This window comes from Cytobacillus purgationiresistens (assembly GCF_030813235.1).
GTDB lineage: Bacteria > Bacillota > Bacilli > Bacillales > Cytobacillaceae > Cytobacillus > Cytobacillus purgationiresistens.
Map to the genome: position 1 here is coordinate 1 of NZ_JAUSUB010000048.1, position 17,364 is coordinate 17,364.

Below are 17,364 nucleotides of genomic sequence, written 5' to 3' on the forward strand. Positions count from 1 at the left end.
GGCTGCGCATTCACGGAACATTAGGCTACGTAAGCCCTATGGAGTTTAAAGAAATATCCCTTAAAAAAGTTGTGTGATTTAGTGTTGACATTCCATCTCCTGTATGTAATAGCGGTGACTCATAATCTCTCAAGTACTTCGACAAAAGGAGTAATACATATTTATCCTATCCTATCTCTCAAGTTCAGCTTTTTTGAGGATAGGGTAGGTATCTTTTTGATCTAATTCAACTCAGTCTTCTCTAAAAGGTAGGCATACTCCCGGCAAATCTATGTCATTTGATTTCCTTTTCTAAACGGCTACTACGGTAACCTTCTTAAATGATATTCCTACGTTATCTATTAGATGAAGATAAACACTAATAGTAGATTCTTATCAAAAAGATACCTAATACAAAAAGATAGGAAGCGTTCATTAATAACAAAAGCTTCCTACCTTTATTCTAAGATAAACTATATTTAGAGTGTATGAATATCATCTGTGAAGTCTCAACTTAAGAGAAATAATATATTCTTTCAATAGCCGTATACTTACTTTTATCTCAACTCATCATCTAAAGGCACAATGACTTCATCTAATGTTTTTCTCCATGCTCGTTTCATCTCTGGTCCGTATTTTAATGGCTTAGCATCAGGATGAATTGCTTTATATTGATCAAACTGTTTACTATCAATAATACCTCCGATATTAGGAATAGGATCTTCACCGATAAAATATTGGATGGCTGACAAGTGCAATGCAGTTTCGTCCACAAACCAAGAATTTGCAAATAACTGGATTTGTTTGTCTCTTGCTTGTGTAAAAAATTGGCGTTTGATCACCAAGATATCATCATCTGGTTGAATTTCCCCTTTATCCATCTCATTTAAGATTGCTCGATACACATCTTTTACGACATCAGGTTTTTTCAATTTTTGTAAAGCTTTTTCGATTTCTTGACGAATATCTTGATTATGAGCAGAATAGGTTCCTAAAAGTTGATCAATGTACGCTGAGTCGATATCATACAGCTTAATTGTATTTTCTCCATAGAATTCTATCTCTGAAAAGTCCGGAGCAGAATATCCATCACTTTCCTCTTTCACGATTGACCCTTTTATTGTATGGTAGACGCCTATATATTCTTCTAACACTTTTACTTGCTCTTGAAGAGCCTTAGAAGTCTCCATATCATTGTTGTAGTCATCATACGTAACGAGTGCCTCATAAGCGTTGCTAAGTTCTTGGAAGGATTTTACAAAATCTACTCGTGTCTCTAAAGGAGAGTGCTCATCTATATCGGTCGGGACAATCACAAATGAATCTATTTTCTTATGCGCCTTTTTAAAGCGTTTCTTTGAATCTTCGTATGTTGGATACACCAGATTCGTCTCTTCTTGTTTATTAGAATATAACTTGGTAGCTGCCTCCACATTTTGTTCCATGGTCCATGGTTTACGGAAGGTAACAACCAGCCCTTTGGTTTTACCTGGATAGGTTCGATTTGTACGAGAAAATGCTTGAATTAAGTTCGCATAACTCAGGTTACGGTCGACAAATAATGATTGAATGGTTGGTGCATCAAATCCCGTTAGTAAGCGATCCACAACAATGACCAAATCAAGATGTTTTCCAAACTGTTTAAATTCTGCCTTTTTTCGTGCCAACCGGTTGTTGATATCCCCGTTATATCGTTGAATATCTTCCATCTGCCATGAAGTACCATAATAGATGTTATACTCTTGAATACTCTCTTTCATTTCATCTTGATTCTCTTTGGCATGTTCTTCGTTTTCTTGCAAGGAGTACGTAATCGCAATTCTCGGGAAGTCCGGGTCTTCCATGGTACGTCCTTTACGAATGGGATGCCCTGCAAATTCTTTAGCCATCCATTCCGGATCCTTTATCATTTCTTTAATGGCATGATAATAACGTTTGGCCATTTCAATGGAACTGGTGGTTAAAATGGCTGACTTTTGTGGACGACCATTTTGGAAATCAAACTTCGTATACGCATTGTCTGGCCGGAAGATTTTATGAATAACTTTTTGAATATGATCGTCACTTTCAAAGTGCGTAGCGCTGAGATATTTTTCCTTCTCCATTCCGTCCATTTGATCAATAATGTCATTGACTTCTTCATCGCTATAATTTGCATGTTTCTCATTTTTGCGCAATTGACTAAATAAATGATTATTTAAGGATGTTGGTTCAACGGTATCTTCATGTTCCACCTGGAAGCCTAGTACTGCCCCGTCATCTAAGGCATTTTTAATAGTATACGTATGCAAAACTTCGCCATACTGATCTCTCGTTGTACGAGGCAAACGTCCTTGCGCTTGTTTTTTATTTTCATCAAAGATAGGTGTACCCGTGAACCCAAACCAAGTAGACTTTAAGAACATTTTCTTTATGTCCTCCATCCCTTCCGCACTCAAAGCCCGATGGCATTCATCTACGACAAAGACAATATGTTGGCCCATGAGCTTGTTAAAGCGATTGGTTCCACTTTCTTCTTCTTGCTTCTTAGCATATCGAAGGGCAGATTCGAGTTTCTGACGAGTCGTAATAATGACCGTATTAGAATTGGCGTCCGCCAATAACACTTTGCTCAGTTCTTTGGCACTACCTGTTCCTACAATTAAGCTATTAGATTTGGCTGTACCCGAAGAGATACCTGTATTAAATTCGGAAGCAAACTTCGTGAATTCGGATGTCGTTTGGTTGTCCAAATCTTTTCGGTCAATTAACATAATCGTCCGATCTACACCGGGTTTCCTTGCCAACAGTTTGGTAGAAACGAAACTTGTGAGCGTTTTCCCTGACCCTGTTGCATGCCAGACGTAGCCTGACGTATACTTCATGGCTGCTGTAAACAAAGCTTCAATGGCATGAATTTGATATGGGTGCAACACCATTAATGCCTTATTATCATGATCTTCACTTACAATCGTATAATGGGCAATTAAGCGATGCGCATCCGGAATGTTTAATACTTGTTTGACAAATTCATAGAGATTGTCTACTTTTCGGTTATCCTTTGTGCGCCAGCTAAACACAAATTTTTTATGCATATCCTTAGGCATCGCATTCGCAAAATAACGAGTGGTCTGCTCATTGGAAATGACAAATAACTGGAGAGTCGAAAAAATATTGTTTCGAAATACGCCTTCTTCTGCATACTTCTTCACTTGGTTATAGGCTTGAAAAACTCCATCTTTAGCTGTTACTTGTTTTAATTCAATCTGAACAATCGGTAAACCATTAATTAATAGGGTGACATCGAATCGGCGATCTCGACCGTCGATGTCTACTTTTTGCTTCGCAATTTGATGGACCACTTCATACGTCGAAATTCCACCGCCAATATCTTGATTGGAATACAAGATTAAGGACATAGATCCTAAAGAAACGTCATCTCGTTCAATGGAAATACGAGCAATCCCATTTTCCCCTTTTAACCATCTTGCTGCATCAAATGGAGTTTGGGTTCTCAATAAAATTTCCGTCTTAATTGTCTCAAATTCCTTATCAGAAAGGGGATGTTCCCCAATTTCTGATAAGTTGTTTTGTGTAATTTTCTTTCGTAAGTTCTGCCATAAATCCTCTTCAGACTTTAAATCTGGGCGATAATTCCACTGATTATGGCCTTCCCCTAATACCTCAATCAGCCGATGTTCCACCTCAAGCTCATCCTTATGAACAAACTTCACCATGTTTCTCCCCCCTTTCTCTTATACAAATATCTTCTGTAGGAATGCTTTTTTCGTTTCTTTCAAGGCTTCTAGTTCACGTTGATGAAGAGCGATAGTTTCGTCCAATTGTTTGAAAAAGTTACCGATTTTGACTTGCTCTGCTACACCCGGAGCATAGACAATCTGACTTTCTAAATCCCCCTTACTTAGATTTCCAATCGCACCATTTCCCCCAGAAACATATACATTAATAAACTTCTTGTACCAGGATGAATTCATTAATGCATTTACAAAATACGGCTGACTTGAAGATGCTAGAAGCATAAATCCACCATGAACCATATTTGTTTTAATACCATTTATTACTGCATGCTTGCCAACCAATCTACTCGAACCATTAGCTGAGGTAATCAAGATGTCATTTTCTTTCACTGGTTCAATTTTCACAGCATCCTTTTTAACAAAAACATCATCCGATTTCAATTCAAATGTGTCTTCGTTAATATTTGAAGAACGAAGAACTCTTACACCATTTCCCGATACATCTGATGGTTTGTAGGTTAATCCCCTTCTAATTGTTGCTATTTCACTAAATTTACGCTGTTCCCAATTTCCAATAAACCCCGGAAAACGAACCTCCGGCACGGACTCTCCTTCTTTTGGAAACATTTTTTGCAAGAACCCCTGTTTTGTTTGTTTAAGGATGGTTAATTCTTGCTGATGAAGAGTGATAGCATTATTAATTACTTGGAGAAAAGATGTAATTTTGAGCTGCTCTGAAATCGAGGGAACAAATACTTTTCTCTTTTTCCAATCTGAAACATTAAATACCAATTTTTCTATATCGATGCCATACGAACTTAAGAAAAAAATCTTATACATACTTGGTAATTCTGAAATTAGTGAAAAGAAATCAATACTTAATTCCTTAGTACCGTGTAGAACGAGATATTCATTAGAAACTATTGATCCATCAAGGTAGTCAGGAACTATCCCATTAGCTCCATGAACTACTTGTCTTTTTGAAATAAGATAATCACCAGATTTTATAATGAACTGAGATTTAACTAAAACCTCAGAGCCTTTAAAAAATCCTCTAGATACAATCCCCCCATTTCTCCTTTTTACAGTGACCAGTTGATAAACGTCGTCATCAACCATTTTTAGTGGTCTACTTACATCAATCAGAAGATCACCTAATATACGCTCATCCCAATCTGCACTAAAACCTAAAAAGCGAATTTCAGGTATACGTTTACTTTCCACGATTAAACACCTCTAATGCTCCCTTAATCCATTCTGCGTTTTCTTCATCAAATTGCAAAGAAGAAATCATGTTATGTAGGCTGGATTCCAGTTCTGCTTTTTCCTTTCGAATGTCTTGAATAGTTGATCCAATCACAGCCATGTCAATAGGTGCTTCTTCTTCAAATGTATCGACATATCTTGGAATGTTTAAGTTGAAATCATTCTCTTTGATTTCCTCAAAAGTTGCCAAGTGTGCATACTTCTCTACATCTTCACGTTTCTTATACGTTTTCACAATTATATCAATGTTCTCTTTAGACAACTTATTTTGATTTTTCCCTTTTATAAACTCATTACTCGCATCAATAAATAATACATCACGAGTTGTACGATTTTTCTTCAAAATAATAACCGTTGTCTGAATGCTAGTCCCAAAGAAAAGATTTGCCGGCATGCCAATTACCGCATCAATTTGGCCATCTTCTAGTAATTTCTTACGAATGACGCCTTCTGCTGCCCCTCGGAATAAGACGCCATGTGGTAATACAATCGCCATCGTCCCCGTATCTTTTAAGTGATAAAGACCATGTAAAAGGAATGCAAAGTCTGCTTTGGATTTAGGAGCTAACTTTCCGTAACGATTGAAACGAGAATCATCTAAGAATGTATCATCTGCAGACCATTTCGCTGAGTATGGCGGATTCATGAGCACTGAATCAAATGTATACGGTTCATCTGTTGGCCAATCCTTATTTAAGGTATCTCCATTACGTACACGCATATCCTCGTTATCGACACCATGCAGAATTAAATTCATTTTCGCTAAGTTGAACGTGGTTGTATTCAGTTCTTGCCCATGATACTTAACACTACCTGGATCATTCAGGTAGTTTCGAATATTTAACATCAAAGACCCTGAACCCATTGTCGGGTCAAATACGCTAAACAGTCGTTTGTCTTCTTGCCCAATTGCTGCAATCCGTGCCATCATATCGGATACTTCATGTGGGGTATAGAACTCACCTGCTTTTTTCCCAGCTTCTGAGGCAAATTGGCTAATCAAATATTCGTAGGCATCCCCAATAATATCCCCATCATGACCAATCACATCTACGTCATTTAGCTTTTTTAAGACTTCTGTAATTGTGATGTTTCGTTGTTGATCGTCAGACCCTAATTTTTTTGATTGCAAATCGACGTCATCGAATAATCCGTTAAACTGCTCATATTTCGTTGATAGTTCAATAAAGGCTTTATTTAAGTCATTTAATTGAAAGATATTTTGTTTGGCTTGGTCCGTTAACACATTAAACAAATAGTCTGGTTCAATATCATACCCTAGTGTATCTACTAATGTATCAATTAGGTCGTTTCTAATATCATCGTCGGCTAATAGGTTTCGATATAGAATAGCTTGTTTTTCTTGGGTATCATATTCTTTTATGGATTCATCTGCGACTTCTACTACTTTTTCTAATAATCGATCGGATAAATACTTGTAGAAAATTAATCCTAATAAGTAGTTTTTATATTCTGATGCATCCATCTTACTGCGAAGGTTATCTGCAGCGCTAAATAATTTTGTATGTAATACAACCATATTGAGTTCCTCGCTTTTTTATTGGTCTTATTTTTAGTATTTTCAAAACAGGTGTTTTCCTGTTCTGCTTGTTTTGATATCGCTTGACGCTCTCGGAATGTGAAGTACAATTTTCCAATTACCCGTTATTTTTCGATACTTGGTCATTCAAATCTTTTAAGTTGGCTGGTGTTAATTTTGGTATAGTATCTCTTAGCTTTGAAATCACCATTTGTTTCACCATGGAGGATGAGTCATACGAATCATAACTTAAATTATTACAATCTACATTATACTATTCAATAGTCAGTTTCGCACAGGTTCGATAAAGAGATTGTTATCATCTTTATTAGTTCCGAGACTGGAATTCCCATCTCCTCTTGAAAGAGTTCTTTCCACCTAAATGGAAACAACATCTTCAAACTTCATATACCACCCTCTTCTTAAAAGAAATGATCGAAAACCAATTGTGTATTTATCAATTTTTCTTGACTTTTCCCATCAAAGGGTTATGTTATCCAACGAATTGGACAAACAACCGAAATCTTGTCCATCTAAGGAGGAAGTATGTATGAAATTACCAATGAAGCGAATCGAGGAAAAAGTACGGAATACGACTGAACAACAACTCAAACGCCTATCAAAAAGGGGTGGGTGATAATGTCAAGAAACTTATTTTATGACCGTCTATATAAAGCGGTTCAATCAAAGAACCTATCACCGTTTTTATATCACTCATTTATCTCCTATCAACAGGAAAAGGAGCGGACTCATGCAACAAAGGAAAGATTTGAAACTCGTACTTCCGCATGAGAAAACGGTAGTCATTCGAGTGTATATAAAGAAGACGAATCAAGACGTTTCCACACAACTTCGCTTTCTTTTTCATGAGTTGGGTGACTAAATAGACGTATAAAAAGCACCTTCGTTCGACCATGATGGATAGCGGAAGTGTTTCATGAATGCGTAGAAAAATTTCAATAACCACTGGAGAACAGGAAAGTATATTAGCACAGCAATGGGTGGAGTGTTTTATCCGACGTATGGTTGTCGAACAATTAGACATCCCGCATCGATTAAAGGCTAAGCTACTCTATCAGTCCATTCGAGCTCAACAGGAGGAGAACTAAGTGTTTCAGAATAGGTTCCATGTATTTTATCGACGGGTCAGTACCCACAATCAGGATTTAACGATGCAGATAGCGGCAGATGCATCCTACCGTGAAAAGTTAGATGAACAAGAAATGAGAATCATTAATGAACATGGCGTGTCTGCCAACAAGAAGAGTATAGAAGAAAGGCCAGATATGCAGGCTTTACTTTCACGGATTGAAGAAGATAAGGTCAGCACCTTATATACATTCGATCGTTCACGGTTATTCCGTGATTTCTATGAGGCGACAAAATTCCAAGACATCTGTATTAGAAATGGAGTAGTTCTTTGTAGCTTTGGTATTGTACCTCCATAAGAGCTAGTTGAGCCTCTAGTACTTTTGCTTCTTCTTCTAGTTTACTTATCAAGAAGGAAAATTACTGATTCGAGATGATGTTTCACCAAAGATTGTACAACGAATCTTTTCCGAATACCTTGAAGGGAAAGGGATGGATACCATTGCGAAAAATTTAACGGATGAAGAAGTACCCACTCCTGCCATGCTTATCGGTAAATCCAACGCCTCCACCCTTTGGCATTCGAACACAATTAAAGGGATATTACAAAATCGTCATTATGTAGGGGATTTAGTACAAAATAAGACAGCGACTATTTCTGTTACGACAACAAAACGAAGAGAAGTCCCGGAAGAAGAAATGACAGTTCATGAAAATACGCATGAACCAATCATCTCTAAAGAGACTTTCCAAGTTGTACAGCGCCAATTGAAACAACGGACCAGAACAGATAAGAATACAACTAGCCGAATGCTCGGACGAGAACTATGCATTAACCATTGGAAACAAGCTAAAGGACTTGCTTCAATTAAAAGAATTAACACCACAAGTCCTTCATTCTTTAATCGAAAAAGTCACGTGTACAAACGAAGGAGCGCTTCATATTCAATATAACTTTGTGAATCCATTTCAGGAAACGTAAAAAGGCAGCGCCCCCATATTCGAGGGCTGACTGCCTTATTTTAAAATGAGTTGCGAGACACATTCCACATGTGTCGTCACTACTATGTCGATACAATTTATTATCCTCGTTGCCTGCATGTGAATACAATTCATTAGATGTTTTTGCTGTTTCCTTTTTCGCATTTTTTCTGGCAGGTTTAAACTTTTCGCCATCAAGACTGTTACTCAACCCCGTTTTATATACAAAAGTAATCATTGCAGGATCTTTGTTTCCATCTTCATCTATTCCACCAACGATTACTTTTTCAACTACACTTTCAAATACATAACGATCAAAAGTATCGATAACCTCATTTTGTTCTAACACTTTTTTGAAGGCTAATAACCGTTTTTTAATATCTTTTTCTTCTTCTAAATTTGACAGCGATTTTTCTCTTTCTTGAACTTTTTCATTTATCTTCTGCATTAGTTCATCATATTTTTCTTCATACGTTTCTTTATCAATAATGTCCTCTAATCTCATGTCTACTAACTTATTCTTTTTGTTTTCTAACCCTTGGACTTCCTTTTCTATTTTAGAAAGTTCTTTGTGAATCGTACTAGCACTTAAAGCCTCTTCCATTCGTTGCAAAAACTCCTCTAAAACATCTTTGTTATTATTACACATAATACGGTAACTTTCCAAAAAGGCCTTTTCAATGGCTTCTTCTGGTATTCCTTTACTATCTGGACAAAACTTTTTACCTTTCTTCGTACTCGTAACACATTGCCAAATTGTCTTGCCATATTTAGTTCCACTATGCCATCTGCGTCTTGTTAATGTACTGCCACAATAGGCACAATCAATCATACAGCTAAAAGCATATTTACGGCTGAATTTTTCACGTTTACCACCATTTTTTTCTACCGTATTTCTTCCTCTACTTCGCCTTAATCGGATCTCCTGTGCTTTATCAAATATTTCAGCACTGACAATGGGTTCATGGTGATTTCTTAAATAATATTGATCTTCTTCTCCAAAGTTTTCTAATCGGCGTTTCGAAATAGGATCCAATGTGAAAGTTTTTCCCATTAAAATATCGCCTTTATATTTTTCATTTTTAATAATCCCGAGTACCGTTGATTCAGCCCATGTTGGAGTACCTCTTTTAGTTTTATAGCCTAAATTTTCAAGTTCTCTTGAAATGATACTGCCCCCGGCTCCTTCAACATATCTGTGGAATATATAACGAACAATTTCTGCTTCTTTCTCGTTTACAGTTATACTCTTATCTTCTGAATGATAATCATAGCCAAGACAGCCTTGAAAACCGACTAATTCACCTCGTTTCATTTTCATCTTTAATCCTTTTTTCACATTAGAAGATATATTCTCAACTTCTTGTTGTGCTACTGAACTCAACACTACAAGTAACAATTCACCATCCATTGTAAGCGTGTTAATTTTTTCATCTTCAAAATAAACAGCTATATCTTTTTCTTTTAGCATACGGACATATTTCAGCGTATCCAATGTATTTCTTGCAAATCTGGATATCGATTTTGTAATGACCATATCAATATCTCCATTCATACAATCATTAATCATTCGCTGGAAATCTTCCCGCTTTGTTACCTGTGTTCCAGTAATGGCTTCATCAGCATATATATCAACTAATACCCATTCCATATTTTTCTTAATTAAATCCGAATAATATGCAACTTGTGACTTATAACTGTTTAACTGGTCTTCTGAATCTGTACTAACTCTACAATACGCTGCAACCCGAAGCCGTTTAATTTCTTTTCCACGCTTTTGGTTAGCCAAGTTACTATTTGCCCTAATCACTTCAACTCCTGACATAATAGCTCCTCCTTTTGTGTTCCTAATATACTTTGTATTATAGCATCAATAGGAACACAATTCAGCTTGTAATGTCAGAAACAATACCATACTCTTTCATTAATTTATTTTTTACCATATAATATTCTTTATCTGAAATTAATTTACGGGTTAGCAGTTGTTTTAACATAGCAATTTGCATACTATATAGAATCAAATTCTTTTTCAAAAAACACGCCCCCTTATCTAATCTATTAAAAAATCAGACGGCTGCTGGTACAGCTCCACGGGAATTTCACCCCTGCAAGTATTTCTTCCAGCCCTACTCATAGCTTGCGACGCTTTGAACGCTCGAACCATGATAATAGGGGAGTATCATTATCCTAACTGATGAGTTATCACCAGCAATCCACCACGATTGCATTAGATTCATAGATTATCGCTCGTCCCTATTGGGAGTCATGGCGTATGAACCAAGTGGCTAGTCATCAGTAAAACGTATCTGATTTTTTGTTATATACTACACGTCGTTATCTTCCGTGCTTTCTTTGTCAAAGAACAAACATATGATTAATGAAAGGGAAAACCCAACCATTCTTAATTCAAATCTTGAAAGCTAAAACAGACTGCATAAGCTTTGTCCGCAAGCGATCACGTGTATCTTCGTTGATGCCCCAATAGGTGTTTCCATGCTCATCCCGGATCTTACACATGGACAAGCTTGTCATATAGCTTTCATAATGCAGAACAACTACTTTCATTGCTTCGGCTTCACCCTTGTTTGCAGCTAAAATAATTAGGTGTGGCAATAAGCCACGTTCGTTGTTTTCAGTATTAGAATTAATCATCCCATTCATCTGCATGTTCCTCCAAAAACCGTTTTAACCGTTCAAAAGAGCTTGTCCGTCTATACTGTACGGTACTGCGTGGAATATCGAATAATTGACCAATCTCCACATCAGATAGTTGAAAGAAATAGTATAGTAGGACAGTGATACGCTTTTCTTTTGGCAGAGTACGCATTGCTTCAGCAAGTAATTTTGGAGTGATTTTCTTTCCAGCCATTTGAAAACTTTGTCCCTCTTCTCCTTCATATTGCTTATCTAAGGTAAAAAGTTGATTTTCTTCTTGTGGTGTGAGATCAGAAAATGTCATCTCCTTTGCTTGTTGTTGCTGCCTTTCGTTAAAAATATTGATTGCTTCATTCTTCAATACTCGTTTACAAAAAGCATTAAAAGCACAGCGAATTTGCCACTCGGTACGATTTGGTTCTATCATGCATTTCCTCTCCCTTCGCAACTGCAAAGGTGGGTGATGTTTTCCCCTTTCATAACCTTCAACAAGATTTTTTATGAAATGCCAAAAATATCAGCAATTTTATTAGAAAAATAAAAAATAATATAAAAAGCCCAACTGATAATCAACAGTTAGGCATAATAATTTAAAAATTTATTGAGAATGTTGTCGAAATTAAAAACTTATAAAGAATAGCACTAATTTATACTAGATACTAGCATCAACTTTGAAATTCATTTTATACTGCCTATTCTGTGAAAGAATCCTTCTTAAAACTAATTACTTAAAAATGAAATCTCATTTCAAAATAGCCAGTTCCTAATTACAGATTTTTTTATTATAATTGTCTCAGTTTAATTCAGCATTTTTAAGATTAAGTTACTTTCATCTGTGTTGATATTAATTCAAAGTCTTCAGAACATATTTCTAAGTGACCAATTGAAAAGGATAGCCCTAATATCCCTCATTTACTATGAATGATAATTCGGGAATTAATGGGTGAATGGAAACTTCTTTACAATGAATAAAATTTATATTTCTTCGATAAGGTATAAAATCATTATTTATTTTAACTTGATATATATTAGGGTCAACAACTCTTCCTATAACAGTGATTTTTTGATAAGGTTTATTCTCTTTTAAACTTTTCTTTGATGAATAATAAATAAGCCAGTCCCTGTACTCATTTTGTTTAATGGAATCTTTTTTCCATGACATAGGTGGGCAAACCCACCTTGTACCCCTTTCATTACATGATCACATGAAGCAACCCAATCCAGTACTTTGTTTTACCTTGTATTGGATTAACAGTCACAGCTATTTTTTATGTGATTGGAATTTAAGTTTGTTACAGGAAAATTCATTTTTTACCATGCTACAATGCCACCATTTAATTCTTTCACTTTATATCCTTTTTCTAATAAAAGCTTTGCTACTTTAGCGGCTGTGTTACACCACACATCCCAACAGTAAACAATAATTTCTGTATCTTTTAGTAACTCATCTAAACGATTTTTAAATTCTTGCTCAGGTATTACTTTAGCGCCTTGAATTACAATATTCCTTAACTCACTTAGAGTGAATAGTCACTCAAACTTCCAGAGAGAGAATAAACCATGACATTTGCTACGGGAAAAGGTAAACGAAAATCATTAATGGCATAAATCACTTTTTCGAGTGACCAAATACGTGTAAGGCTTTTTATTTTTTTCACATGAAATCATCCATCAGCCAATAGAAAGTACGATAACAAAATATTTGTCCATCTATTGAGTATAAAGCTGCCACCTGCAAAATACAGACTGTTGCTTCAACAAGTTGCATAGGTTTTTTTTCAAAATGTCCTTCACAAAGGGTACACTTTAGATCAGCTACATCCTATAAAGGTTTTGTTTTATATAATTTCTTTGGTCAATTTGATATCCATCCAAGGTTGCCAACTAGAACCGTCACTTAATAATTCCCATTTTCCCTTTAAGGTGTTACCATCACTGCTGAATTCGCCCATAAAGCGTTCCAATTCTCCATTAATCGTCCAGAGACAATCTCGTAAATTTGCTAAGTAGGCACCTGCGTTCCCTTGATTGTCGAAAGAAATTGTGAAATACGTCTGTTTCGAAGAATCATATCCGATGACCTCCGTGGTTTTGACCTCTTCACCACCCATGTGTCCATCCACTTTGTTAATAAGAAAGAACTCCCCAGGTAGCCATTCGTAAGTGTCCACTGCAATTAGTCTGGCTGCGGGGCTGGATGAAGTAGCTTTAATTTATCCTTCCGTATTCCACTTACCAACAAATATCTCCAGAAGTCTATGCTCCGGACCAGGACTAGCTAGTTGCTGTAGATCTTGGCTTTTGTCAATCATTGTCATTTGATTGTTTCTTTTATCCCGATTAATGATCCGTTTGAGGATCAACTAATATCCAATAACTGCGCCCGATTTGGGGAAACTGTGCTGTGACTAGAAATCCGTTCTCATATAACACACTTTAATTCTGTCCTCCAAGCCCATTAGAGAAATTTCCAAAGTAAATCACCAACACAGGCTCTACGATAACAGATAGCGAAGTAACCCTAATATAGCAAAGCAAAATAAAACAGTTCCAGATCCTATTCCGGTAATTGCACTACTGGCAACTTTCACTTTTCTTGACAACCATGGTGATAGTACTGCAATTACTATCATCAATATCGCTAAAACGTACAAACTAGTGTCTTTAAAAATATTAACCAAAAAGAAAAAATGGGTACCTACAATTAGTGCAATCCATGGGGAAACATAATCTCTTTTTGTACTCCTTATTAACAAGAAAGAGCCGATACCAGCAACAAAGAATTCTGTATAAAAGACAATCAAATAACTAGTAAACGTATTCATCTCTGCCAAAGTTGTTGCAGCATCCCAGTGCACTACACTTAAATAAACGCCAATCAAACAGACCAACATCGCAATTCCGGAAGCAATTCCAATATACTTGCGCCAATTCTTTCTGGGGTTCTCCTGCGCCTACCCAAACCATACAAAACTAAACATACCGAAAATCGCTGTGTACATCACATAATCTCTTATATATTCAGGTTCCATAACCACCCCCCTTTCAATTTAAATTTTTTTACAACCATAATCCAGTTAAGACATAGTGTTCCCTCAACAACTGGACCCATTTGTGTTAATTTCCTAGGTAAAAGAAATTCTAAACGACTTTATCGAGCATTATTAGCCAACTTAAGTTTTTTCCTGCCGATAAGCCAAATAATGATGCTAGTTATCCATAATATTAACGATGATCCAAAACCAAACATTCTGTCCATCCCAATATGGGCAATCCATATTAAGCCAATCATTAAGGGAAAACTGTTTTCCATTAAAAAGCCGCATAGAATTATTACTGCTGGAATAGTGTATGTATGAAATAAATTATAGAACACCGAACCAACCTTAACATTCTGTAGGTATCCTAGTGCTGATAAGTCTGGTGATAATAATAAAACCGCAAATGCAATCCAACTAAACTGTAAATGCTAATCCCGCTTTCTCATGTGGAGTTAATCCAATTATCATATTGGTAGATAGTGTCATTATTGGTCCATCCCCGAAGTTGATAAGGGCATAACCTGTCACTAATATTGCAAACCCTGAAACTTCATTAACATTAACCTGGGTAAGTAAAAAGAGACCTATCACCGAGAACGCTAATCCTGCCCCAATTAAGTAAGCAGGTCGTATTCGACGTGCTAGGAGTGGCGACATCATGAAACTTATAATTTGCGCTGCTACTGCGGGCAGCATCCAGACGGCTGTTCTCAATGGTGTCAGATAATCAGTTACAATCATTACAAATATTTTCAAAACGGGATCCATTAAGTATTGAAAACAATTTGAATGTGGTGAAAGGAACGGTCACAGCGATAGTTTCTTTTAGCAGCATCATTTTCATCGGCTTATTTCAGAAGTCCATGCCAGAAGGACTGCCACTCGACAGTATTGCCTTTACTAGGCGACTACCAATTTACAGACGTAAAACCAGGCAGATACTATTTAATGGCAACGGCTGTCTCCCGGGAAACAGAAGCAACGGAGATTTTACTTCCCCACATAACTTTACGAGAGAGATCAATACACCCTATTTTTGTTCAAGACGGAACACCTATACCTCAACGGAACCTTACTCTGCATGTTCCAAGATTAGACGACCCATCGATTTTAATTTCACTTCCGCTCTTGATGGGTAATTTTTTTAAGACAATAAATAAAACATAGCTTTCGAGAAGATTTTTTATGTGGCTATTAAGATAGGAACCACAAGGGATAAATCTCCCCCATAAAAGCATGATCCCTAAAATCAACTCAGTTGTTTTTTCGAAAAACAATAAATATTTCATTTGGAGTAATTCCATAGCTTTTGAACTTGTTTGGATAAATGGCTCCAAACCAAAAAATACAGCCAGACCGCCTGATTGCGGAAGATGCTTTTGAAAAAAATGATCAAAACAGACCCTTTAAACATCGTATCTTTTATACCAATATCGCGACTTTTTAAATCCACATTCATGCTTCACAGGCATGGCAGAGCGCGCAGTATTTAAGTATTTAAGGAATATTTTTTCTAATCGACCGTACCAATCCAATGATCTCTATGCATCCTTTCAGAGAAAGTAGTGCAGCCATGATTTTCACCCAAAGAATGACATCCGGCTGATAGATGGTTGCAATATGCCATATTGGCACAACTTGAGTCACACTCAATACTAGGATTATCATAAGACTTGCAAAATACAAAACGATTTTCGATATACCCCTGAAAGAAACCTCAGAATAGCAAAGGTTGTCAGAATCCAACTTCCATAGACAGCGCTTTGCAGTTCGAGCAATCGTGTATAACAGCCATGCGCTAAGTAATAGCATTAATACGTTTACAAGCAAGTATTTCTGAGGAATGCTTAATCCCACTTCTCCAATCGGCTGATCATTCAATATGTTTATAATCCCCGAAGCGATATGAGTTGTGGTAATAACATCTGTTTTAGGTAAATCGGTATCGATAGCGTCAAGTACGTTGGCGAACACGATCACTCCTAGCTTTTGTTCTGGAACTATCCAGGTTTGGGACTGGAATCCTATCGAGCCGCCTGGATGACCGATAACAGGAAAGCCACCTACATTATCTGACTGCCAACCCATGGCATACGTTCCCGGAACAGGTTCAGTCTGCATTAGCTCTATGCCTTCCGGCGAAAGAAGGATATCGTTTTCAAATCTGCCGCCGTTTATTTGGGAAATCAAGTAATGGCTCATATCTTTTGCACTAGAATACAGATAACCCGCCGGTAAGTCCCCTGGAATATAAATATAGGGCCCCTCGTAAGCAACATTGTAACCAAATATTCGGCGATAAGGAGTTGCTAGTCCGTGTTCGATTGCTTCATCATGCGTAATAAAACTGTTTTTCATAGATAGGGGTCTAAAAATATGTTCTTTTACATAGTCGCCATAGGACTGGCCGGATATTTGTTGGACAATATAGCCAAGTAGTACATAATTGGCGTTCGAATACCGGAAAGAGTGTTCTTTTATGTTAGCTTGATGTAAAAATTTTTCCGCATAAGACATTGCGTTTTGTTCCAGCGCATCTTGATCGTTGCGACTTGAGAGCGTGTTGCTAAAAGTTGAAATTTGGGAAAACCCGCTTGTTTGATTAAGTAAATGGCGTACTGTAATAGTGTCGGCACTGGTATCCATTGTTTTGACTATAGTCTGGTACTGAAACCCTTGAAGATATCGTTGTACAGGAGCATCCAGGTCAATTTTTCCTTCCTCTGCAAGTTGCAGAACGGCCATTGCAGTAAATGACTTGCTGATCGAACCTAACCCGAAAGGAGTGTCGGGCGTTACGGGACGACCGGATGGATCGGCATGACCATATCCTTTGAGGTAAAGGATGCGATCGTCCTTTACAATCCCGAGGGACAGCCCCGGAAGTTGTTGCCGCTTCATTTCACCTGTAATATACGCATCCACTTTGGAGAAGACGGAATCTTCGTATTGCTCATTCTGTATGCATTCATCATCTTGCGCTGCACTGCATTGAGGAAAAATGAACAGACCACAAAAAATAATTGCTTTGATTTTCCTTTTCATTTTCATTTGTACTTCATCCTGACTCATAATG

The 17,364-nt window shown here is 37.0% G+C and carries 18 protein-coding genes; 4 read left to right on the top strand and 14 right to left on the bottom strand.

Annotation, left to right across the window (positions count from 1 at the left end; translation table 11 throughout):
• Window positions 1-536: 536 nt before the first annotated feature.
• Genes J2S17_RS27320 through J2S17_RS27330 form a run of 3 tightly spaced genes read right to left on the bottom strand, consistent with a single transcriptional unit; the run spans window position 537 to window position 6,522 of the window.
• Window positions 537-3,695, bottom strand: a complete 3,159-nt coding sequence (locus J2S17_RS27320) for a type I restriction endonuclease subunit R (RefSeq protein WP_307480235.1) — start codon at window positions 3,693-3,695, stop codon at window positions 537-539.
• 18 nt (window positions 3,696-3,713) lie between these two features.
• Window positions 3,714-4,940: a restriction endonuclease subunit S gene (locus J2S17_RS27325; protein ID WP_307480238.1), complete on the bottom strand. Its 1,227-nt coding sequence runs from the start codon at window positions 4,938-4,940 to the stop codon at window positions 3,714-3,716.
• On the bottom strand, window positions 4,930-6,522 hold the full coding sequence (locus J2S17_RS27330; protein WP_307480240.1) for a type I restriction-modification system subunit M: 1,593 nt from the start codon (window positions 6,520-6,522) through the stop codon (window positions 4,930-4,932). The genes J2S17_RS27325 and J2S17_RS27330 overlap by 11 nt, the downstream gene beginning before the upstream one ends.
• Window positions 6,523-7,161: 639 nt before the next feature.
• Between J2S17_RS27330 and J2S17_RS27335 the strand changes: the two genes are divergently transcribed.
• From J2S17_RS27335 to J2S17_RS27350, 4 genes are all read left to right on the top strand, one after another.
• Window positions 7,162-7,314, top strand: a complete 153-nt coding sequence (locus tag J2S17_RS27335; protein WP_307480241.1) for a hypothetical protein — start codon at window positions 7,162-7,164, stop codon at window positions 7,312-7,314.
• 149 nt (window positions 7,315-7,463) lie between these two features.
• The gene (locus J2S17_RS27340) at window positions 7,464-7,631 is read left to right on the top strand and encodes a hypothetical protein (RefSeq protein ID WP_307480243.1); all 168 of its coding nucleotides are present in this window, start codon (window positions 7,464-7,466) and stop codon (window positions 7,629-7,631) included.
• Window positions 7,632-7,970, top strand: coding sequence for a recombinase family protein (locus tag J2S17_RS27345; RefSeq protein ID WP_307480247.1), 339 nt, complete (start codon window positions 7,632-7,634; stop codon window positions 7,968-7,970).
• A 91-nt stretch (window positions 7,971-8,061) separates the two neighbouring features.
• Window positions 8,062-8,565, top strand: a complete 504-nt coding sequence (locus J2S17_RS27350) for a recombinase family protein (RefSeq protein WP_307480298.1) — start codon at window positions 8,062-8,064, stop codon at window positions 8,563-8,565.
• Here the strand turns inward: J2S17_RS27350 and J2S17_RS27355 are convergent.
• The 11 genes from J2S17_RS27355 to J2S17_RS27410 all read right to left on the bottom strand — a co-directional run bounded on the left by J2S17_RS27355 (window position 8,513) and on the right by J2S17_RS27410 (window position 17,360).
• Window positions 8,513-10,417, bottom strand: coding sequence for a recombinase family protein (locus J2S17_RS27355; protein WP_307480249.1), 1,905 nt, complete (start codon window positions 10,415-10,417; stop codon window positions 8,513-8,515). The two genes, J2S17_RS27350 and J2S17_RS27355, sit on opposite strands and share 53 nt — an antisense overlap.
• A 61-nt stretch (window positions 10,418-10,478) precedes the next feature.
• Complete coding sequence (locus tag J2S17_RS27360; RefSeq protein WP_307480252.1) at window positions 10,479-10,625, bottom strand: conjugal transfer protein; 147 nt, start codon at window positions 10,623-10,625, stop codon at window positions 10,479-10,481.
• A gap of 373 nt (window positions 10,626-10,998) precedes the next feature.
• Complete coding sequence (locus tag J2S17_RS27365) at window positions 10,999-11,253, bottom strand: helix-turn-helix domain-containing protein (protein WP_307480255.1); 255 nt, start codon at window positions 11,251-11,253, stop codon at window positions 10,999-11,001.
• On the bottom strand, window positions 11,237-11,674 hold the full coding sequence (locus J2S17_RS27370) for an RNA polymerase sigma factor (RefSeq protein ID WP_307480258.1): 438 nt from the start codon (window positions 11,672-11,674) through the stop codon (window positions 11,237-11,239). Before J2S17_RS27370 ends, J2S17_RS27365 begins: the two co-directional genes overlap by 17 nt.
• Before the next feature lie 471 nt (window positions 11,675-12,145).
• Entirely contained in the window at window positions 12,146-12,409 is a 264-nt protein-coding gene (locus tag J2S17_RS27375) for an EVE domain-containing protein (protein WP_307480260.1), read from the bottom strand.
• A 149-nt stretch (window positions 12,410-12,558) separates the two neighbouring features.
• Window positions 12,559-12,750 (bottom strand): rhodanese-like domain-containing protein, encoded by a 192-nt coding sequence (locus tag J2S17_RS27380; RefSeq protein ID WP_307480301.1) that lies wholly within the window; start codon window positions 12,748-12,750, stop codon window positions 12,559-12,561.
• A 335-nt stretch (window positions 12,751-13,085) separates the two neighbouring features.
• On the bottom strand, window positions 13,086-13,418 hold the full coding sequence (locus J2S17_RS27390) for a DUF1579 family protein (protein ID WP_307480263.1): 333 nt from the start codon (window positions 13,416-13,418) through the stop codon (window positions 13,086-13,088).
• 324 nt (window positions 13,419-13,742) lie between these two features.
• Window positions 13,743-14,141, bottom strand: a complete 399-nt coding sequence (locus tag J2S17_RS27395) for a hypothetical protein (protein ID WP_307480266.1) — start codon at window positions 14,139-14,141, stop codon at window positions 13,743-13,745.
• 257 nt (window positions 14,142-14,398) lie between these two features.
• Window positions 14,399-14,698 carry a DUF4260 family protein gene (locus J2S17_RS27400; protein WP_307480303.1) on the bottom strand — a complete coding sequence of 100 codons (300 nt, stop codon included), beginning with the start codon at window positions 14,696-14,698 and terminating at the stop codon, window positions 14,399-14,401.
• Window positions 14,699-14,702: 4 nt separating this feature from the next.
• Entirely contained in the window at window positions 14,703-15,056 is a 354-nt protein-coding gene (locus tag J2S17_RS27405; protein WP_307480270.1) for an MFS transporter, read from the bottom strand.
• A 729-nt stretch (window positions 15,057-15,785) separates the two neighbouring features.
• Window positions 15,786-17,360 (bottom strand): serine hydrolase domain-containing protein, encoded by a 1,575-nt coding sequence (locus tag J2S17_RS27410; RefSeq protein WP_307480273.1) that lies wholly within the window; start codon window positions 17,358-17,360, stop codon window positions 15,786-15,788.
• Between the last annotated feature and the right edge of the window lie 4 nt (window positions 17,361-17,364).

Bases quoted from the DNA above. Each gene is read 5' to 3' on its own strand.
- J2S17_RS27375 (WP_307480260.1), bottom strand. From the start codon at position 12,409: ATGTCATGGAAAAAAGATTCCATTAAACAAAATGAGTACAGGGACTGG.
- J2S17_RS27340 (WP_307480243.1), top strand. From the start codon at position 7,464: ATGCGTAGAAAAATTTCAATAACCACTGGAGAACAGGAAAGTATATTA.
- J2S17_RS27410 (WP_307480273.1), bottom strand. From the start codon at position 17,360: ATGAGTCAGGATGAAGTACAAATGAAAATGAAAAGGAAAATCAAAGCA.
- J2S17_RS27395 (WP_307480266.1), bottom strand. From the start codon at position 14,141: ATGTTGGTCTGTTTGATTGGCGTTTATTTAAGTGTAGTGCACTGGGAT.
- J2S17_RS27365 (WP_307480255.1), bottom strand. From the start codon at position 11,253: ATGAATGGGATGATTAATTCTAATACTGAAAACAACGAACGTGGCTTA.
- J2S17_RS27355 (WP_307480249.1), bottom strand. From the start codon at position 10,417: ATGTCAGGAGTTGAAGTGATTAGGGCAAATAGTAACTTGGCTAACCAA.
- J2S17_RS27370 (WP_307480258.1), bottom strand. From the start codon at position 11,674: ATGATAGAACCAAATCGTACCGAGTGGCAAATTCGCTGTGCTTTTAAT.
- J2S17_RS27405 (WP_307480270.1), bottom strand. From the start codon at position 15,056: ATGGATCCCGTTTTGAAAATATTTGTAATGATTGTAACTGATTATCTG.
- J2S17_RS27330 (WP_307480240.1), bottom strand. From the start codon at position 6,522: ATGGTTGTATTACATACAAAATTATTTAGCGCTGCAGATAACCTTCGC.
- J2S17_RS27335 (WP_307480241.1), top strand. From the start codon at position 7,162: ATGTCAAGAAACTTATTTTATGACCGTCTATATAAAGCGGTTCAATCA.
- J2S17_RS27320 (WP_307480235.1), bottom strand. From the start codon at position 3,695: ATGGTGAAGTTTGTTCATAAGGATGAGCTTGAGGTGGAACATCGGCTG.